At 39.9% G+C, this 17,297-nt stretch carries 16 protein-coding genes and 1 tRNA gene; 12 read left to right on the top strand and 5 right to left on the bottom strand.

Features of this window, described 5'->3' with window-relative positions; all coding sequences use genetic code 11:
* Positions 1-1,772: 1,772 nt before the first annotated feature.
* Both PR699_RS13990 and PR699_RS13985 read right to left on the bottom strand, forming a co-directional pair.
* Positions 1,773-1,849 (bottom strand) — tRNA-Ile (locus tag PR699_RS13990).
* Between the two features lie 371 nt (positions 1,850-2,220).
* Positions 2,221-2,817, bottom strand: coding sequence for a GNAT family N-acetyltransferase (locus PR699_RS13985; RefSeq protein WP_014657597.1), 597 nt, complete (start codon positions 2,815-2,817; stop codon positions 2,221-2,223).
* Positions 2,818-3,066: 249 nt separating this feature from the next.
* Between PR699_RS13985 and PR699_RS13980 the strand changes: the two genes are divergently transcribed.
* Positions 3,067-5,088 (top strand): NADPH-dependent 2,4-dienoyl-CoA reductase, encoded by a 2,022-nt coding sequence (locus tag PR699_RS13980; RefSeq protein WP_014657596.1) that lies wholly within the window; start codon positions 3,067-3,069, stop codon positions 5,086-5,088.
* A gap of 83 nt (positions 5,089-5,171) precedes the next feature.
* Here PR699_RS13980 and sstT read toward each other — a convergent pair whose 3' ends face one another.
* Positions 5,172-6,425: a serine/threonine transporter SstT gene (gene sstT, locus PR699_RS13975; RefSeq protein ID WP_014657595.1), complete on the bottom strand. Its 1,254-nt coding sequence runs from the start codon at positions 6,423-6,425 to the stop codon at positions 5,172-5,174.
* A 273-nt stretch (positions 6,426-6,698) separates the two neighbouring features.
* Entirely contained in the window at positions 6,699-7,658 is a 960-nt protein-coding gene (locus PR699_RS13970; RefSeq protein ID WP_014657594.1) for a TerC family protein, read from the bottom strand.
* A gap of 621 nt (positions 7,659-8,279) precedes the next feature.
* Here PR699_RS13970 and PR699_RS13965 point away from each other — a divergent pair.
* The 5 genes from PR699_RS13965 (at position 8,280) to PR699_RS13945 (ending at position 10,836) form a co-directional block, all read left to right on the top strand.
* Entirely contained in the window at positions 8,280-8,948 is a 669-nt protein-coding gene (locus PR699_RS13965; protein WP_004925324.1) for a DedA family protein, read from the top strand.
* A 259-nt stretch (positions 8,949-9,207) separates the two neighbouring features.
* Positions 9,208-9,513 carry a YqjD family protein gene (locus tag PR699_RS13960; RefSeq protein ID WP_004925327.1) on the top strand — a complete coding sequence of 102 codons (306 nt, stop codon included), beginning with the start codon at positions 9,208-9,210 and terminating at the stop codon, positions 9,511-9,513.
* A gap of 5 nt (positions 9,514-9,518) precedes the next feature.
* Positions 9,519-9,917, top strand: a complete 399-nt coding sequence (locus PR699_RS13955) for a phage holin family protein (protein ID WP_004925329.1) — start codon at positions 9,519-9,521, stop codon at positions 9,915-9,917.
* Positions 9,910-10,209, top strand: a complete 300-nt coding sequence (locus PR699_RS13950) for a YqjK-like family protein (protein WP_014657593.1) — start codon at positions 9,910-9,912, stop codon at positions 10,207-10,209. Before PR699_RS13955 ends, PR699_RS13950 begins: the two co-directional genes overlap by 8 nt.
* 231 nt (positions 10,210-10,440) lie before the next feature.
* A complete protein-coding gene (locus PR699_RS13945; protein ID WP_004925336.1) occupies positions 10,441-10,836 on the top strand; it encodes a DoxX family protein in 396 nt (131 codons plus the stop codon).
* 94 nt (positions 10,837-10,930) lie between these two features.
* Here the strand turns inward: PR699_RS13945 and PR699_RS13940 are convergent, their stop codons facing one another.
* A complete protein-coding gene (locus PR699_RS13940; RefSeq protein ID WP_004925339.1) occupies positions 10,931-11,827 on the bottom strand; it encodes a LysR family transcriptional regulator in 897 nt (298 codons plus the stop codon).
* 136 nt (positions 11,828-11,963) lie between these two features.
* On the opposite strand from PR699_RS13940, the gene PR699_RS13935 reads away from it, so the two are divergent.
* The 6 genes from PR699_RS13935 to PR699_RS13910 all read left to right on the top strand — a co-directional run bounded on the left by PR699_RS13935 (position 11,964) and on the right by PR699_RS13910 (position 17,296).
* Positions 11,964-12,665, top strand: coding sequence for a pirin family protein (locus PR699_RS13935; RefSeq protein WP_004925342.1), 702 nt, complete (start codon positions 11,964-11,966; stop codon positions 12,663-12,665).
* A 183-nt stretch (positions 12,666-12,848) separates the two neighbouring features.
* Complete coding sequence (locus tag PR699_RS13930) at positions 12,849-14,810, top strand: transcription antiterminator (RefSeq protein WP_014657592.1); 1,962 nt, start codon at positions 12,849-12,851, stop codon at positions 14,808-14,810.
* Positions 14,811-15,458: 648 nt separating this feature from the next.
* Entirely contained in the window at positions 15,459-15,797 is a 339-nt protein-coding gene (locus PR699_RS13925; RefSeq protein WP_004925351.1) for a transcriptional antiterminator, read from the top strand.
* An 18-nt stretch (positions 15,798-15,815) separates the two neighbouring features.
* Positions 15,816-16,181, top strand: a complete 366-nt coding sequence (locus PR699_RS13920) for an SFCGS family glycine-rich protein (protein ID WP_004925354.1) — start codon at positions 15,816-15,818, stop codon at positions 16,179-16,181.
* Positions 16,181-16,477, top strand: coding sequence for a DUF4312 family protein (locus tag PR699_RS13915; RefSeq protein WP_004925357.1), 297 nt, complete (start codon positions 16,181-16,183; stop codon positions 16,475-16,477). Before PR699_RS13920 ends, PR699_RS13915 begins: the two co-directional genes overlap by 1 nt.
* Before the next feature lie 27 nt (positions 16,478-16,504).
* Positions 16,505-17,296: a DUF4311 domain-containing protein gene (locus tag PR699_RS13910; protein ID WP_014657591.1), complete on the top strand. Its 792-nt coding sequence runs from the start codon at positions 16,505-16,507 to the stop codon at positions 17,294-17,296.
* Position 17,297: the final 1 nt, after the last annotated feature.

Raw genomic sequence — 17,297 nt, 5'->3', positions numbered from 1 at the left:
CAGCACTTGAGCTATCGCGAATTATACAGAAGGTCTAGTATCAGCAGTGCGGTAGCTTTCTTGAATTGTATTGTGTGCTTGCAACCGGCTGATTTTTTTATTCATCGGTGAGGCTTATTGTGAATGCCTTTAGGCTTTCACTTGAACTGCCTGCTATTCATCTATGGTTGATTAACGCATTGATAGCTTTAGATACAGTGTTATTTTAGCCTAGACCCCGTTAAGTGACCCCAAGTTAAAATTCAGCACTGAGATTACATGAACCTTATATGTTATCAATATCCTCTGTTGAGTAATGAAATACTCGTTCCCTAGTTCAAGTTGCTAAATTAGCTATATCACGACAATCGCACCATTTCCTTCTGTGTGAAAACAATAATACCGCCAAGGTAGCAATTCAAATAGATAGTCGCTATCAAAAACAATTTATTTATCGAAACGTTCAAATATTTATAGCTGTAAAAATATACCGATCGATAACGAACCTATAAAATCACTCATTCTCAGTTCGCTTTTGTCAACTTGATAAGATTATGATTGTATGATTAAGGTAGGCGCTTTAACATTAAGGAGCTTTTTACCTAACTCCTACAGTTATTTTCAAAAAGAAACTATTTCTACAACACAAAATATAGTAACCAAGCGTTAATAAATTATTGTAATTGTAGAAATAGTAACATGGACAAAAAATTAAACTTCAGAGTGCACAACAACCATATTAAAGTAAAACCTGGGAGGACAACACTTTATATACATTTATGTGCAAACTAAATTTAAACAATATATTTCAATCGTCGTTACACCTAATTCGGGATTAATAATATTCCAGCAATTTTAAATATTCAATAGCTTAAAATTCCCCAAAAACCCTTTAAAGTTGTAATATTTAAATTATAAAATTAAAAATACTCATTAATAATCATGAAGTTAAGAAGCCAGAACAAATTAAAACAAACTTATTACAAAAGATTTCAAAAAAATAAAAAAACACCATTTAAGACTAATCTCACCATAGAACAATAATCACATAAGTAAAAACAACTATAAAAATACGAAAAACTACAATTACAGAATATAAAAACGCAACAAAGGATAACTAAATAGATTTAAACACCACATAAATACCATAATATATTTTTAAATTCCATTAATTATAAAAAATTAGACCAATTAACAAGAAAAACACTTCTTTATATAAAAATATTTCTTTCTCACTTTAAATTTTAATTAATAATATAATTTAAAATCTTAACAGATATATGTTTTTTAAAATTAATCGTGATTTTTATGAGGGGATTTTCTTTAAACCAATGTGCATGATTAAACATACAACAAAGTTGTCATCACGAAACACCTATAAAATCCATCAATCTGATCACTATTAAGAACATTCTCAATGGTGATTTTTATAATTAATTAAACACTCATAAAGGAATAGTTTTAATGATTATGGGAATACTTCTTTCTCATTTAAAAATAAACATTACTCAACCAACCTTAAATAGATAGTCTATATATGACAATCAAATAAAAATAAACTATATCTTGTAGAAGTCAAACTCCCATTAGCAGCATAAAGAAATACTTTTATCATTAGGTCCTTAACTGGAACGGATACCTAATTAATCTTGAAGCGAATAGTTTAAATTCATTATTTTCAATAGATAGGGAGAACTTCAGTGAAGAGATTTCTTGAACTAAAGGAATAGGATGGAAACAAAAAAGCCACTTGCTAAGAAGTGGCTTAATGCGCTGATTTAACAGCTAAAATTTGGTGGCCCCTACTGGACTTGAACCAGTGACCAATCGATTATGAGTCGACTGCTCTAACCAACTGAGCTAAGGGGCCAAAGTGGAAGCGATTATACGTGCTGTTTTCTCTCAGGTCTAGTCTTTCAAAACTGTATGGTGATTTTCTACGCAATTCCATTTTCTGCTTTATCATTCAGCAAGATATCATTACTCAAAATGATAACTCTTGTTCAAAGAGCCGCATTTATCCCTCTTCCCTCTGCCTTTTAAACAAGTATTTTTACAACTCAGCACTGATAACAACCAAATGCTATGCATAAAAAATCAAAAAAATTAGTCTAACTATATAAAAATCAAACGATTTAATTGATAATGACTATTTCTTAAACAGAAAACAGCACCGATTAACCAACCTCTCTTATTGATTAATCACAGAGACTTATTTTTTATAAACTCAGCGAATGGCTACTAGCGAGGTTTCTCCAATTGCCACTGTAGATGGTGTTTTATCGATGGCCACTCTGACGCAATAATACTGTATACGCAGGTATCCCGTAATTCACCAGTACGAGTATACATATGACTTCTTAGTACCCCGTCAAGTTTAGCGCCCAGTCTCTCTATCGCCCTTCGACTTTGCTGATTTAAAAAATGAGTTCTAAATTCCACGGCAACGCAAGATAAGGTTTCAAACGCGTGTTGGAGTAACAAGAATTTCGCTTCTGTATTAATTGCAGTTCGTTGAACTTCTCGACTATACCAGGTTGCACCAATTTCAACTCGACGAGTCTCTTGGTCAATTTTATTGTAGGCGGTCATCCCAACAGCTTTACCTGATTTTTTATTCATCACTGCAAAGGGTAGCATTTCTTGTTGCTGATATAGCTTTAAACGCCGTTCAACATCTTTAGCAAGGTTTTCTGGTTCAGGTACTGAGGTATACCATAGTTTATGTAAACTATCTCGTTGAATAATTTCCATAAACTCAGAGTCATATTGGTGGGACAGCAGCTCCAGTTTTACAAAGCCCCCTTCAAGTTCTATAGCCTCGCAAATCGTTTTCATCGTAACCATCCTTTTTCGTACAATGGTAAAATAGCTTTACTGGTTAAGTTCCCTAATAGCCACCCTGTTTTACACGCCAATTATGACAAAAAAATAAAATCGCCTGTGCCGACCTAGACTACCTGCAATTTACCAATAAATCATATGATAAATATCACATTTTTTTAACATATTTTTCTATTGTTCCCATCATTGCGCTAGAGTTAACTCATCTGACCTGTTAATAAAACCCCGCAGGGGAGCAAAAATATGAGCAATTTTCCACATCTTTTTACCCCACTGAATTTGGGGCACACAGTACTAAAAAACCGTATTTTAATGGGTTCCATGCATACGGGGCTTGAAGAACATCCGGAAGGAAGCCAGCGTTTGGCTCATTTTTATCGGTTACGCGCAGAAAATGGTGTTAGCTTAATAATTACAGGAGGGATCGCACCAAATAAAGAAGGTGCCTTAACCGCTCATGGCGCGGTGCTCAATACTCCGGAACAGTTGCCTTTTCACCAAGAAATCACCCAAGCAGTACACAGCGCTGACAGTAAAATTGCTTTGCAGATCTTACATGCGGGTCGTTATGGTTTTCATCCTCATATTGTTGCCCCTAGTGCCATCCAAGCTGAGATCATTCCATTTACCCCCAACGCTCTCACAACAGAACAAATTAATAAAACGATTAATGATTTTGTCACCACAGCAAAACTCGCACAGCAAGCAGGCTATGATGGCGTCGAAATAATGGGCTCAGAAGGCTACCTTATTAATCAATTTATCGCCAAGCGCACAAACCATAGAACTGATGAATGGGGAGGAAGCTACGATAATAGGATCCGTTTCCCTCTCGAAATTGTCAGTAAAATCCGTCAGGCAGTGGGTGAAAACTTTATCATTATTTATCGCCTCTCAATGTTAGATCTCGTAGAGGAAGGTTCCAACTGGGAAGAAATTGAATATTTAGCGAAAGCGATTGAGCAAGCTGGCGCAACAATGATCAACACAGGTATTGGTTGGCATGAAGCGAGGATCCCAACTATTGCAACACAAGTACCACGTCATGCATTTAGCTGGGTAACAGAAAAATTAATGGGAAAAGTCACCATTCCTTTGATCACAACGAATAGGCTCAACGATCCCTTTGTTGCCGAACGGATCATTAGTTCAGGTCAAGCGGATATGGTATCGATGGCTCGCCCATTCCTTGCCGACGAAGCATTTGTTCGGAAAGCACAAGAAAATCGTGCTGATGAAATCAATACTTGCATTGGCTGCAATCAAGCCTGCCTTGATCAAATTTTTAATGGCAAGCTCGCTACCTGCCTAGTGAATCCTCGGGCCGTAAAAGAATTGAATTATCCCGATGAACAGGCGACACAAATAAAAACAGTAGCCATTGTTGGTGCAGGCCCTGCCGGACTCTCTTGTGCCATTTATGCAGCCAAGCGCGGTCATAAAGTGACTTTATTTGAAAAAGCCAATCAAATTGGTGGCCAATTTAATATGGCTAAACAGATCCCCGGAAAAGAGGAGTTCCACGAAACAATCCGCTATTTCTGCCGCCAACTGGAAATTCTAAATATTGAAGTCAAGCTTGAACATCAAGCGCATATTCGTGACCTTATTGGTTACGATGAAGTTGTTATTGCAACGGGGGTTGTGCCCAGAACCATTAATCTAGAAGGGCGTGAACACGAGAAGGTACTCTCCTATATTGATGTACTAACTGGAAAGCGCTTGGTAGGCCGTTCGGCTGCTATCATTGGTGCCGGGGGAATTGGCTTTGATATTGCTGAGTTTTTAAGCCAAAAAGGCCCAAGCAGCAGTTTGAATATATCGTTATTTAATCAAGAGTGGAATATTGATACCAGCATCAATTCGACCGGAGGAATATTGAGCCAATCTCCTCATCCTATCCCCTCTTCTCGCCAACTCTATTTGTTACAACGCAAAAACAGTAAAGTTGGCGCTGGGCTAGGTAAAACCACAGGCTGGGTTCATCGTTTATCACTCATGAAGCGTGGCGTGCAGATGTTTAATGGTGTTGAATATATGCGAGTTGATGATGATGGCTTGCATATTCGCTATCAAGATAAAATACATTGCCTCCCCGTCGATAATGTCATTCTTTGTGCAGGCCAAGAGCCATATCACCCATTAAAAGAGCCTCTCGCAGAGCATGGGATTCAAGCTCACGTCATTGGTGGCGCTGATGTCGCTGCTGAGCTTGATGCAAGAAGAGCAATTGAACAAGGAATGAAAGTAGCCTATCAGCTATAAAAAGCGCCATATTTATAATGCTAACCTATAAAAAACCCGCTATCCGTCAGCGGGTTTTTCTATGGATATTTATCGAGACTAAACTAGTCTTTTTGTGATAATTGCGCTGTAGGATCAGCCAATTTCTCATCTTCAGCAAGGCAAACCGCTGCTGTAAATAGTACATCAGTCGAAGAGTTAAGTGCTGTTTCTGCTGAATCTTGCAGCACACCAATCATCACCCCAACAGCAACTACTTGCATAGCGATTTCGTTCGAAATACCAAACATGTTACAGGCTAATGGAATGAGCAGTAAGGAGCCACCCGCAACACCAGAAGCACCACATGCGCAAACCGCAGCAACCACACTCAGTAAGAGCGCTGTCGGAATATCAACAGGGATCCCTAAAGTATGCACTGCCGCTAAGGTCAGTACTGTAATGGTAACCGCAGCCCCGCCCATATTGATCGTCGCACCCAGAGGAATAGAAACCGAGTAGGTATCTTCATGCAAATTCATGCGACGACACATCCCCATATTCACTGGAATGTTTGCAGCAGAGCTACGCGTAAAGAAGGCGGTTACACCACTTTCACGTAAACATGCGAAAACGAGTGGATACGGATTACGTTTAATTTTCCAATATACAATCAGAGGGTTAACAACTAATGCCACAATCAGCATACAACCAATAAGCACAGCGAGAACATGGAAGTAGCCTTTTAATGTTGCAAAACCTGTTATTGCGATTGTTGAAGAAACGAGACCAAAAATCCCAAGAGGCGCTAAGCGGATCACCACTCTAACAAGCTGTGTCACACTTTCTGAGAAGTCTTGAATCAGGTTCTTAGTCGTCTCGCTAGCATGGCGTAAAGCGATACCTAAACCAATCGCCCATGCGAGGATCCCGATATAGTTCCCCTTGATCAATGCATCGACTGGGTTAGCAAAAATATTCACTAACAAGCCTTTAAGCACTTCTGCAATATTTCCAGGAGGTGTTAACTGAGTATCACCGAGTGCTAATACCAGTCTGGATGGGAATATAAAAGAACCAATAACGGCTACCAACGCCGCGAAGAACGTACCTAATATATACAATACTAAGATAGGACGGATATTGGTTTTTTGCCCTTTGCGATGATTCGCAATGGATGCCATGACCAGTACCCAAACGAGTATAGGAGCAACCGCTTTTAGCGCACTAACAAACAAATCGCCCAATAACCTAACATTTTTTGCTGCTGATGGCCATAACCATGCCAATAAAATACCTGCGATCAGGCCTACGAGTATTTGCTTAACTAAGCTACCGCTCGTAATAACCTGCCATAACCCTGTTTTGTTTGTTTCCATAAGAGACCCATACATTATTTATCTTTATTAGGAATTAAATGTGTTTGCTCTGCCAGTATAAGGAATAAATACCTTATGGAAAGGCGATTATTTTAAATATAGACAATAATTTTTTTATTTTAACAATATATTTACATATCTGTGATCCTAATTGTATTTTGTTTCTTATAGTAGGATAGGAAACTGAGAAATCTATGATATTTTTCAGTCTGTTAAAGAGAAAAAGCACTCGGTTTTTATGCCGAGTGCTTGAGTTAATTAAGCAGTGAAAGATTAGCCGTTAGAAGCGTTTCTTTTATTAACGATAACATTAATCACTAAAGTGGCGACTAAAATTGTTGCAACCGTCCCCAAAGAGATGATCGTTGGAATGTGATAAATATCCATTAAAAGCATTTTCACACCGATAAAGGTCAAAATCACCGCCAAACCGTACTTAAGCATAGTGAATTTTTCAGCGACCCCAGCCAGTAGGAAATACATTGCACGTAAGCCTAAAATAGCAAAAAGATTTGAGGTTAATACGATAAACGGATCCGTGGTGACAGCAAAAATAGCGGGAATGCTATCTACCGCAAAAATCACATCGCTGATTTCAACAAGGATCAAGACTAAAAAAAGTGGTGTAGCAAAAAGTAACCCATTTCGTTTAATGAAAAACTTTTCACCGTGTAATTCATCAGTCATGCGTAAATGAGAACGAACCCACTTTACCAAGGGCTTATCGGTAATTGGAGAGCCATCTTCCTTTGTAAAAGCCATTTTGATACCTGTAAAGAGAAGGAACAGGCCAAAAATGTAAAGAATCCAACTAAATTGAGATACGAGCCAACTGCCTGCAAAGATCATAATGGTACGCAGTATAATCGCACCGAGTACCCCATAAACTAAAACACGTCTTTGTAGGTTCGCTGGGATCGCAAAATAGCTGAACAACATTAACCACACAAATACGTTATCAACCGCTAAAGCTTTCTCTAATACATAACCCGTTAAGAAAGCCGTTGTTTGGCTATTAGCAAATTCAAGGCTTACCGTATCTTTGAGATACCACCAAAATCCCCCAGCAAACATCAATGCTAGCGTCACCCACACCGTGCTCCAAATCGCCGCTTGTTTCATCGACATAACTTGGTCTTTATGTTTGCCTTGCCATAATAGGTCAACAAGCAACATTATGAGAATGATAACCGCGAAACTTCCCCATAAAATAGGGCTACCAACAGAGTGCATATAATTTCCTTAATTACAAAAAAACGGCTGACACCTCAGAAGGCATCAGCCGCTTAACTGTTTTTAACCTAGAGTGACTATCTTTTGGTTGTAAACGATGAGCAAACCTTGCCTTCTGGCAAGGTCTCACTTACAACACAATAATCCTAGGTTAGGAAATTGTGGTGCTCGGCTACCGGGTGCAATATGATGAGCACCGTAATGACGATAAACCGACAAGAAGAAGTTACTCCCCTTTGCTATGACTGATAAATTACGGTAATTAGTCCTAAAAATCAATAATCCATAGGTATAATTTGAGTAAAAATATTTAAAGACTATTGAATAAGGAAACACCTTTTTTTACCATTTTTGTCAAGAAACATCTTGGTAAAGCCCATTTTCACACCATTTATTGTAGAAAAAACGCGAGGAAGAAGATTGCGTTTTTCCGCAAAACTTAAATGAATTCTAAAAATAGAACGAGAATTCGCTGTTTAGTTATTTTTTGTTTTGTTAAAGTGGAGAGGCTTTGAACTAACAGCCTGAGGAAACATGACTTTTCACTTAGGTATTCGCATAATCCATGTCTCCCTACCCAACAATAAAATTGTTGCTGTTATTGCCGTTTAGGAAACATTAATGGAATTAGTTAAAGAATTATTTTTTGCCCTTTGGCATCAAGACTATGTCACGCTCTCCAACCCTACGTTGGTTTGGGCTATTTACCTTATGTTATTCGCTATTCTTTTTCTTGAGAATGGGGTTCTCCCTGCCGCATTCCTACCAGGTGACAGCTTATTGATCCTCGTTGGTGTTCTCATAGCAAAAGGTACACTAAGTTATCCATTGACGATTGTTATTTTGACTGCGGGCGCTAGCCTTGGTTGCTGGGTTGGTTATATTCAAGGTCGATGGCTTGGCAACACGAAACTGGTGAAAGGTTGGCTAGCCCATCTTCCTGAGCATTATCATCAACGTGCTTACGGCTTATTCCATCGCCATGGTTTAGCAGCATTATTGATTGGTCGCTTTTTAGCTTTTGTCAGGACGCTCCTGCCTACAATTGCTGGTCTAGCAGGGCTACAGAATGGCCGCTTCCAAATATTTAACTGGCTAAGTGGTCTTCTTTGGGTCTTAATCTTAACTGCTATTGGTTTTGGTTTTGGGAAAAGCCCAATATTTCTACAGTATGAACAGCATATTATGAACGTGTTGATGCTGATCCCTGTCGGCCTACTTATCATTGGTCTTATCGGAAGTATTGCCGTCGTCATTAAGAAAAAACTTTCCACAAAAAAAGTTAACTGACCACATCACGAGGCGAGAGGCAAATTACGCCTCTCGTTTATTCTCTCTGACAGTAAATACATCTTTATTAGAGCATCCGTCTTGGATATAAATTCGTTTTTTATTTAACATAAACATAATATTATTCTCTCTTACTTGAAATAAAACATTCTTTTACATTAATTTAATCAATAATTCCCCCTCTCCTCATTGCACTTACTGTAAAAATAGCTATTGTTAAAGCTGCTAACTATATTTTTCTATTGATAGGAGGTTCCATATGTCATCGAATAACTCATCAGAAGATCTACGCGCAGAACTAAAAGCACTGGCTGACTCTCTCGAAGCGATGCTAAACGATACTGGAAACAAATCGAAAGAAGAAATAGACAGCCTGAAGCAAAAAGCTCAAGATGCCTTACACGCTTCACGCGCCAAACTGAGCAACGCGGGTGATAAAATCACCGAGCAAACAAAAGAAATCGCGGGTCGTGCGGATAATTATGTGCGCGAAAATCCGTGGACTGGCATCGGTATCGGTGCTGCTGTTGGCGTCGTTCTTGGCGTATTACTCGCTAAGCGTTAATTTTTATGGAACAACAAGAGCGTCAGGGCCCCGGAAAAGGGGTCCTTAATACCTTACAACGCATCGCCGGTATCGCCGTGCAAATGGTGGAAACTCGGATCCAATTAATCGCAGTTGAATTAGAGGAAGAAAAAACCACTCTTATTCAACTCATTTTAATGGCGGGTATCACCCTACTTTTTACTGCCTTTGGTCTAATGTGCCTCATTGGTTTGATCTTTTGGTCAGTTGATCCTATTTATCGCTATCAAGCCCTTGCGATTACTACAGGCGTTTTAATATTACTCGCTATTATTGGCGCAATTTGGACCCTAAAAAAAGCGAGACAATCGACCTTACTCGGCGCAACTCGAGAGCAGTTAAAGGAAGATTCTAAAGCGTTAATGGGGTCAAAAGATGAATAAAAGCAAGCGCCTATTATTGGTTAAAAAGAAACAGCGTTTAATCAAACAAATTGAGCAACAGCGTTCTGAACTCTCTGCGGCTTCCAAAGATTGGTTACAGATGACAGAGCCTTACGATCGCTCATGGCAAATCTTTGTCACCTTCCGGCCTATTTTTGTTGCCGCTGCCGGTCTTATTTCTCTTTATACCATTAAACGGCCTCAGCGTATTTTTTCCCTAGGCAAAAAAGCGATTGCCGCTTGGAGTTTAGTGCGAACCCTCCAAAGCGTTGTTAATACGGGTAAAAAATAACCTACTCTGCTCCAAACCTGAAATCTGACCATTTCAGGTTTCCTCTCCCTGCCATTATTCAATATTTTTGTCCATCTTTGTTAATAACCTTTGCTTTTTATTGAACCAGCAAATCACTACCATAGCGTCGTTAGGTGATTTCTTGTCATTTAATGCTAAAAAAACAATTTATATCGCGATGTGTATCTCATTTTATTGACACTTGCTGACCTAGTTAGCTGGAGAATCTTAATGAAAAATTTAGAAAATAGCGTGCTATTACTTGCCCGCATTATGATGCCGATTCTGTTTATTGTTGCTGGGTATGGTAAGTTAGGTGACGCTTATGCAGGCACTCAACAATATATGCAAGCGATGGGTGTTCCCGGCTTTTTACTTCCCCTGACTATTTTATTAGAACTGGGTGGCGGGCTTGCTGTGCTTTTTGGTTTCCTCACCAGAACAGTGGCTATTTTTACTGCTGTTTTTTGTGTATTAACATCCCTGCTCTTCCACATTAATTTCAGTGTAGAGCCAAATAGTTTGATGTTTATGAAGAACATGACTATTGCAGGTGGCTTTTTATTACTGGCAGTCACAGGCCCTGGTAAATTTAGTATTGACCATTTATTGAATAGAAAATGGTAAAAGTTGCTTTTTCATCATTAACCTTTACTTGATAAATTGATAACCGAATTTGGTTGCACCTCTATAGTGCTATATAGAGGTGCTTTTTTACTCTTTATTTATTAGCAAATAATTTAGGTATTTCTCGTAAGCACCACGATTTTGCTTCACCCATACTGTCTCTGCGCCACGCCATAATAATATTCGTCTGATGGCTATATTCTGCACTGACTACACGCAAGCGCCCTTCACGAATATCTTGCTCTACCATTGGATATGGCATCGTTGCTACACCTAACCCTGCTAATAGCGCACTACGCTTATCTTCAATAGTGGAGACCGTTAATCTTTGCTGTTTATCTAATAACTGTACTGTAATAACTGGCCGTTCACGTGCGGTATCGGCCACCGCAATACCTCGATATTTAATACGTGTCGTATCTGACAGCGGCTCTGGCTCTTGGTGGATCGGGTGATCAGGGCTAGCAACATAGACATGGTTAACGCTGTATAACGACTTAGAGTTTATCTCTGAGGAGGAACGAAAGTGCATATCCGGTGCGATAACAATATCCGCCTTTCCACTTTCTAACCGTTCCCACGCCCCTGCAAGTACTTCAGTTAAAATAGAAAGTTGCGTTTCGGATTTTTCAGCTAATTTATCCACTAACGGGAATAAGTAATACGCAGGAACTAATGCTTCACAAACAATGGTAAGGTGAGTTTCCCAACCTTTAGCGAGCGCTTCTGCATCGGATGTCAATTTTTCTGCGGCTTCAAGTAATACTCGACCTCGTTCTAACAACATCCTACCGACATTCGTAAATTTTGTTCTATGTCCTGAACGATCAAATAGAATAACATCCAACTCTTCTTCTAACTTTTGCATGGTATAACTGAGTGCTGAGGGCACTCGGCCCAATTCGTCAGCAGCAGCAGCAAAGCTACCACGCCGGTCGATTGCATCCATCACCCTTAATGATTCAAGTGTTAATGCTCTCTCTTTACTCATGGGATATCTCTTTCAGGAAATTTGAATGAAGTAAACAGATTAACTGGCTAACAATTCAACGTCCAGCTATTTATGATAACTCTATAAATTTATCAATTTTTGTGTATTTTTGTCGAGCGAAGGAGGGTTAGCCACCATGATGACATTAAGGGCAGTTAAGCACTGTGGAAAGGCTGACTATGGCTGGTTACAGGCACGTTATGCGTTTTCCTTCGGCCATTATTTTGACCCTGATTTTATGGGGTTTAAGACACTACGAGTACTCAATCAGGAAGTTATTGCGCCTGAAAGTGCGTTTCAGCCTAAAAGCTACCCACATGTCGATATTCTTAACTTTATACTACAAGGAAGTGCCGAATATCGCGATAGTTTAGGTAATAAAATCAATGTAAGTGAAGGCGAGTGTATTCGTTTCTCACCTCGTCCTGATTTAAGTTACAGTGAACATAATATGTGTCCATATAAGCCGTTAACTCGTTTGCAGTTATGGCTAAATGCTTGCCCACAGCAAGAGTACTATCCGGCCCAAAAAATTCAATTACCGCCTGATAGTAATATGTTAGTTGCTTCACCTGATGGCGAAAATGAGAGCATTCAATTACGTCAACAAATTTGGATTACACAGCTCAATATTACGCCTGAAAGTGCTCAACATATTAAGCTTAAGGGGAAAAATGCTTATCTCCAATCCATTCGTGGAGGAGCGACTCTCCAAGCAGAAAATGGCGAAACCATAGAAATGAGTTGTAATGATGGTGTATTTATTCAAAATGAAAATGCACTAACACTCTCATCATCAAAATCAATGCGCGCTTTACTCATTGACCTCGGTGCATGATCTTCAATGGGCCAAATGACCTTTTTGGCCCATACAAAAAGTGCACTATTTCTTAAAATCTCTCGGTTTTTGCGAAGATATTCTCAAATTTATGATCTGCCATACTCGGTATGTTGATAGGCTTATGATAGAGTCCAATCCATAGTCAGCCAAAATAAAAGAACTCTTTTGGCTATTAAGCTTATGGTTTTAGGTCGAGAAGGTATTTTCGTGGCTTTATTCACTCAACAGCGACTCAATCAAATTTTTGCAAGTATCCTTGATGAGGTAGTGCCTCAAGATGAGCTAGCTAAGCGTTTTTCGGTATCAACCCGAACAATTCGCTCTGACATTAATGAGATAAATGCACTCATACAAAATTACAGCGCTCATATCCTCTATGAGCGAGGCCATGGTTACCGTTTAAAAGTCGATGATGAAGCGCTTTTTGCTAAACTTACCCAGCAAAACCAAGTCGAAAATAGTATTCCTCGTACCAGTAAAGAGCGTGTTGATGCGTTATTGCTAAAACTATTGATGCTCTCTTTACCCGTAAAATTGGACGATATCGCGGAAGAGTGGTTTATTAGCCGTGGAACGCTACAGCAAGATATGAGTGTTGTCAGAGAGCATCTACAAAAATACCAGATCTTATTAGAAAGCATTCCACATCAAGGGATCCGTCTTAACGGTAGTGAGTGGGCCATCCGAGCTTGCATGACCGAAACCCTATGGCGCCGCTTTTCACAGCAAATTAATCAAGACTTATCCATTTTCCAGCCTGAATGTTTAGATAACCTTGATTTGACCTATATCGATAAAGTTCTCCATAACAGTATGAACCGTTTTGATGTTCGTTTAAGTAATGAAGGGCATCTATATCTGGTATTTAATTGCGCTGTCACTATTTTGCGGATCACTCGAGGCCATGAACTTACATCTATCGTTAAAGATCATGATAGTGAAGAGACGCTACGTAAAGCCTGTGAAGAAGTTTCGAAAGGGCTTATTTATTTTCTTGGCAGTGATCTATCAAGTGCAGAACTCAGCTATCTGCATGATCAAATCATCGCACAGCGCATTGGCCACCAAGATATTACTCAACAAAAAAATCATCATCATCATGAATTGGTTGAATATATTCTTAATTATATTAATGAATTATATAATTATGACTTACGTGATGATGAGAAACTCAAAAAGGATCTCAATACCCATATTGCGGCCCTGATGACACGTCTGCAATATCACATTATTACCCCTAACCCTTTGTTAAGTGATATCAAGCAATATTATCCTTTCGCCTATGATGTCACGCTCAGTGCACTGACCAGTGCAAGTAAGCAATTACTTCCTTATCCAATCAATGAAGATGAGCTTGGTTACCTTGCCGTTCACATTGGTGTTAGTTTGGAAAGGAATTATGGTGCCGGCTCTATTCGCCAGACAGAAGTGCTGGTTGTCACCGATGCGGGAAATTCCACATTTCGAGTCGTTGAATCAAAAATCATGCGTGAGTTTCCACAACTCAAATTTAGCCGAGGGTTAACTCTACAAGAATATGAGTCATTAGATGAAGTCGAAGAAGACTTTGTGATCACCACCGTTCGTATTTCTGAAAAAAATAAACCCGTGATCAAGATAGCGCCATTTCCGACGCCTTATCAACTAGAGCAGATCGGCAAATTAGCCATGATAGATCAAACCCGCCCCTATATTATTGAGCGCTTCTTTGATGAACGCTACTTTATGGTGATTAATGACAAAATCAGCCAAGAAACATTATTCCAAACGGTTTGCCATAAATTACAACAAGATGGCTATGTGACTGCGGATTTTTATCCATCATTACAAGAGCGCGAATCGATTGTTTCTACATTATTAGGCGAAGGAATTGCGCTTCCTCATTCACTGGGATTATTGGCAAATAAAACGGTTGTCGTGACGATTGTTGCCCCTAAAGGTATTGAATGGAACAAAGAGACGAAAGAAAACGCCTACGTAGTTTTCCTATTGGCGATTAGCAAGGCTGACTATGAGGAGGCTATGGCGATTTATGATCTTTTCGTTACCTTCGTAAAAGAGAAAACCACCCGTAGGCTGATTACGGTTAAAAATTTCAATGAATTCCAAGTGATCGCGAAAGACAGTCTGGCGCGTATCTAGTGGTTTGCTCGATTTATCAATCACTTTGCCTATCTCACTGCGTATTAAACGATAGGCAAAAATTCAGTGTGATAAAACGGTAGCTTCCTACTCTCGAATCACAAGGGCCTCCGATTGCCTGAAATGAGTTCAACATCTTTGTGGTTACAGCAACTTTTAACGCAGATCATCGCTCGCTTCCACTTGTTAGCGGAAAAGGGAAGAATCGACTATTTTGCGTGATCATAACCGCAATTCTGTTATTTTGTTTTTCACCAAAAATCGCCTGTTTCAGGGCTAATCTCTCTAAGTGGAAATGCTCAGTTCCCTTTTATACCTATTTCCACTTTTCGATTTCCACTTTATTTACAGCGGCTATTTCGCCTTTCCAGTTCTATCATTACATTGCTAATAATTTGAATTTCAAAAGATTTAATAAATAAATTACTTAGTTATGCTTATTTTAGACACTCCAATATTGAGTTATTTTCCATTTTATTTCCGGTTGGTTTAATTTTTATACGCATTACACTTATTTTCCCTTCCAATTTATTTCCACTTACAAGTGGAAATTCAATGTCTGCACAACTCCTATAGAACCGACTAAGGTATTCATCATGAAGGAACAAAGCGGTTTAATTGCATTATTACCTTGGATTTTAAACAGTTATGAGTGAATCAGTTGTCGTTTTCAAGATGTCGGAAGATAACCTCGATATCGATGAAGTAACACAGGAGCTGTTGGTCATCATTAGTGGCTGGCTTCAACAAGAAGATTGCTACACCACCGATGTACAACAACAGATGTTGGAGTCTCATCTGAGAGCCATGGTTGCGAGAGCAAAAACGGGTGAAGCGTTACCAGAAGTCGATATCAGTTTGTTCGATGAGATTTCGGCGCACTCGATAGCATTATCACAACGTGTTGTCGATGCACTTCCTGGATTAGCGCCAGAAGAGACATTTTTACTCTCTGTTCACTTTGAAGTTATCCGTTCGAATGATTAATTTTTGGGGAATATCACTATGAAACAAGTTGTTGTTGCTATCGGAGATCGTTTAGGGAAAGGCCAAAAAGTTGCCGCAGGTGTAGAGGCAGCAGGTGGCAAAGCGATTGTTGTACCTGGCGTTGCCGCTGATATGAAGCTAGGTGATGTCATGAATGCCGAACACGCTGATTTGGGGATCTCGTTTTGTGGTAGTGGCGGCGCTGGAGCCATCACTGCACAAACCAAATATGGCTACAAAGCACGTTACGGTATGCGTTCAATTGAAGAAGGAGAAACCGCCATCGCAGAAGGCTGCACTGTATTAGGTTTCGGTTTTATGGATAAAGAAGAATTAGGTGAGCGCTTGGTTAAAGCTTATATCAAAAAATACGGCGACGCGTAATGAAGAAATCTATCGAAACGGTTGTGCGAGTCTCGGGGCAAGGTGACAGCAAGCAAAAAGCGATCGCTGATGCACTGAACTCGGTTCAACGCACGGTACTAAAAGAGAGCAATGACATAATCCTGCGAATCGAACCTAAGGATGTTGCCGTTGTAAGTGCACACTCGCACTCGCGGACAGAAAAATTTCTTTTCGTCTTTCTGCCGCGTAAACGTGAACATTTCCGTGTGGTGCTCGACGTTTCGCTAGATGTCACCCTACTTTCTGTCAACGAAATACCATTTACAGAACAATAAAAACAATTCAGGTCTGGAGGCATTTCTATGAGTGAAACTGCATCTTTCTTAGAAATATTGGGTATGTCCCTCATCATCGGCGGCCTATGTGGCTTTGGCCTTGGTGCAGGGGCTGCTCGTATGTTCCATGCCCCTACAGTGCAAGGAATGGGGGCATTCCGTACACTTGGGGAACTTAATGCCTGTGAAGGAGATCCCGCATCTCACTTCTCATTCGGTTTAGGATTCTTTTTCAACGCATGGGCATCATCCGTTGCCGCGGGTGCATTCACACAAGACGTTGATCACCGCATTATTCCTAACTGGGGGGCAGCCGCTTTATTATCCAAAAATCGTAATGTGGCTGAAACACTGCATAACCCGAAAAAAATGGCGATTGCCTGTACCGTGATCGGGGCCTTAGTCGTCGCGTTCTTAAATACGACCGCTTCTGCTGTTCCTGCTGCGCTGCAAACAACCGCAATTAATGTGTTAGTTCCTGCGGCAAACCTGTTGGTTAACACAGTGATGCCTGTGATTTTCTGGCTAGCCGCTATGGATGCAGGTCGACGCTCTGGCTTCTGGGCAACCCTTTTCGGTGGTTGTGCTCAGCTGATTATGGGAAATGCTATCCCAGGTTTAGTCCTCGGTATCCTGATCGGTAAAGGCGTTGATGATAACGGCTGGAACCGTGTGACACGCACAATGATGATCACTGTCGTATTGCTGTTTGTTTTGAGTGGCTTCTTCCGTGAATTTGACTTGAAGATGATCACCTCTTTCCATCTGGATAAACCTCTGTGGCTTGAATACATCCATGGACTATTGAGCGGGAAATAAT

This window comes from Providencia sp. PROV268 (assembly GCF_028477805.1).
In the GTDB taxonomy this organism is placed as follows: domain Bacteria; phylum Pseudomonadota; class Gammaproteobacteria; order Enterobacterales; family Enterobacteriaceae; genus Providencia; species Providencia stuartii.
This window is presented reverse-complemented; position numbering and strand designations above follow the sequence as displayed.

Bases quoted from the DNA above. Each gene is read 5' to 3' on its own strand.
- PR699_RS13985 (WP_014657597.1), bottom strand. From the start codon at position 2,817: ATGAAAACGATTTGCGAGGCTATAGAACTTGAAGGGGGCTTTGTAAAA.
- PR699_RS13980 (WP_014657596.1), top strand. From the start codon at position 3,067: ATGAGCAATTTTCCACATCTTTTTACCCCACTGAATTTGGGGCACACA.
- sstT (WP_014657595.1), bottom strand. From the start codon at position 6,425: ATGGAAACAAACAAAACAGGGTTATGGCAGGTTATTACGAGCGGTAGC.
- PR699_RS13970 (WP_014657594.1), bottom strand. From the start codon at position 7,658: ATGCACTCTGTTGGTAGCCCTATTTTATGGGGAAGTTTCGCGGTTATC.
- PR699_RS13965 (WP_004925324.1), top strand. From the start codon at position 8,280: ATGGAATTAGTTAAAGAATTATTTTTTGCCCTTTGGCATCAAGACTAT.
- PR699_RS13960 (WP_004925327.1), top strand. From the start codon at position 9,208: ATGTCATCGAATAACTCATCAGAAGATCTACGCGCAGAACTAAAAGCA.
- PR699_RS13955 (WP_004925329.1), top strand. From the start codon at position 9,519: ATGGAACAACAAGAGCGTCAGGGCCCCGGAAAAGGGGTCCTTAATACC.
- PR699_RS13950 (WP_014657593.1), top strand. From the start codon at position 9,910: ATGAATAAAAGCAAGCGCCTATTATTGGTTAAAAAGAAACAGCGTTTA.
- PR699_RS13945 (WP_004925336.1), top strand. From the start codon at position 10,441: ATGAAAAATTTAGAAAATAGCGTGCTATTACTTGCCCGCATTATGATG.
- PR699_RS13940 (WP_004925339.1), bottom strand. From the start codon at position 11,827: ATGAGTAAAGAGAGAGCATTAACACTTGAATCATTAAGGGTGATGGAT.
- PR699_RS13935 (WP_004925342.1), top strand. From the start codon at position 11,964: ATGATGACATTAAGGGCAGTTAAGCACTGTGGAAAGGCTGACTATGGC.
- PR699_RS13930 (WP_014657592.1), top strand. From the start codon at position 12,849: ATGGTTTTAGGTCGAGAAGGTATTTTCGTGGCTTTATTCACTCAACAG.
- PR699_RS13925 (WP_004925351.1), top strand. From the start codon at position 15,459: ATGAGTGAATCAGTTGTCGTTTTCAAGATGTCGGAAGATAACCTCGAT.
- PR699_RS13920 (WP_004925354.1), top strand. From the start codon at position 15,816: ATGAAACAAGTTGTTGTTGCTATCGGAGATCGTTTAGGGAAAGGCCAA.
- PR699_RS13915 (WP_004925357.1), top strand. From the start codon at position 16,181: ATGAAGAAATCTATCGAAACGGTTGTGCGAGTCTCGGGGCAAGGTGAC.
- PR699_RS13910 (WP_014657591.1), top strand. From the start codon at position 16,505: ATGAGTGAAACTGCATCTTTCTTAGAAATATTGGGTATGTCCCTCATC.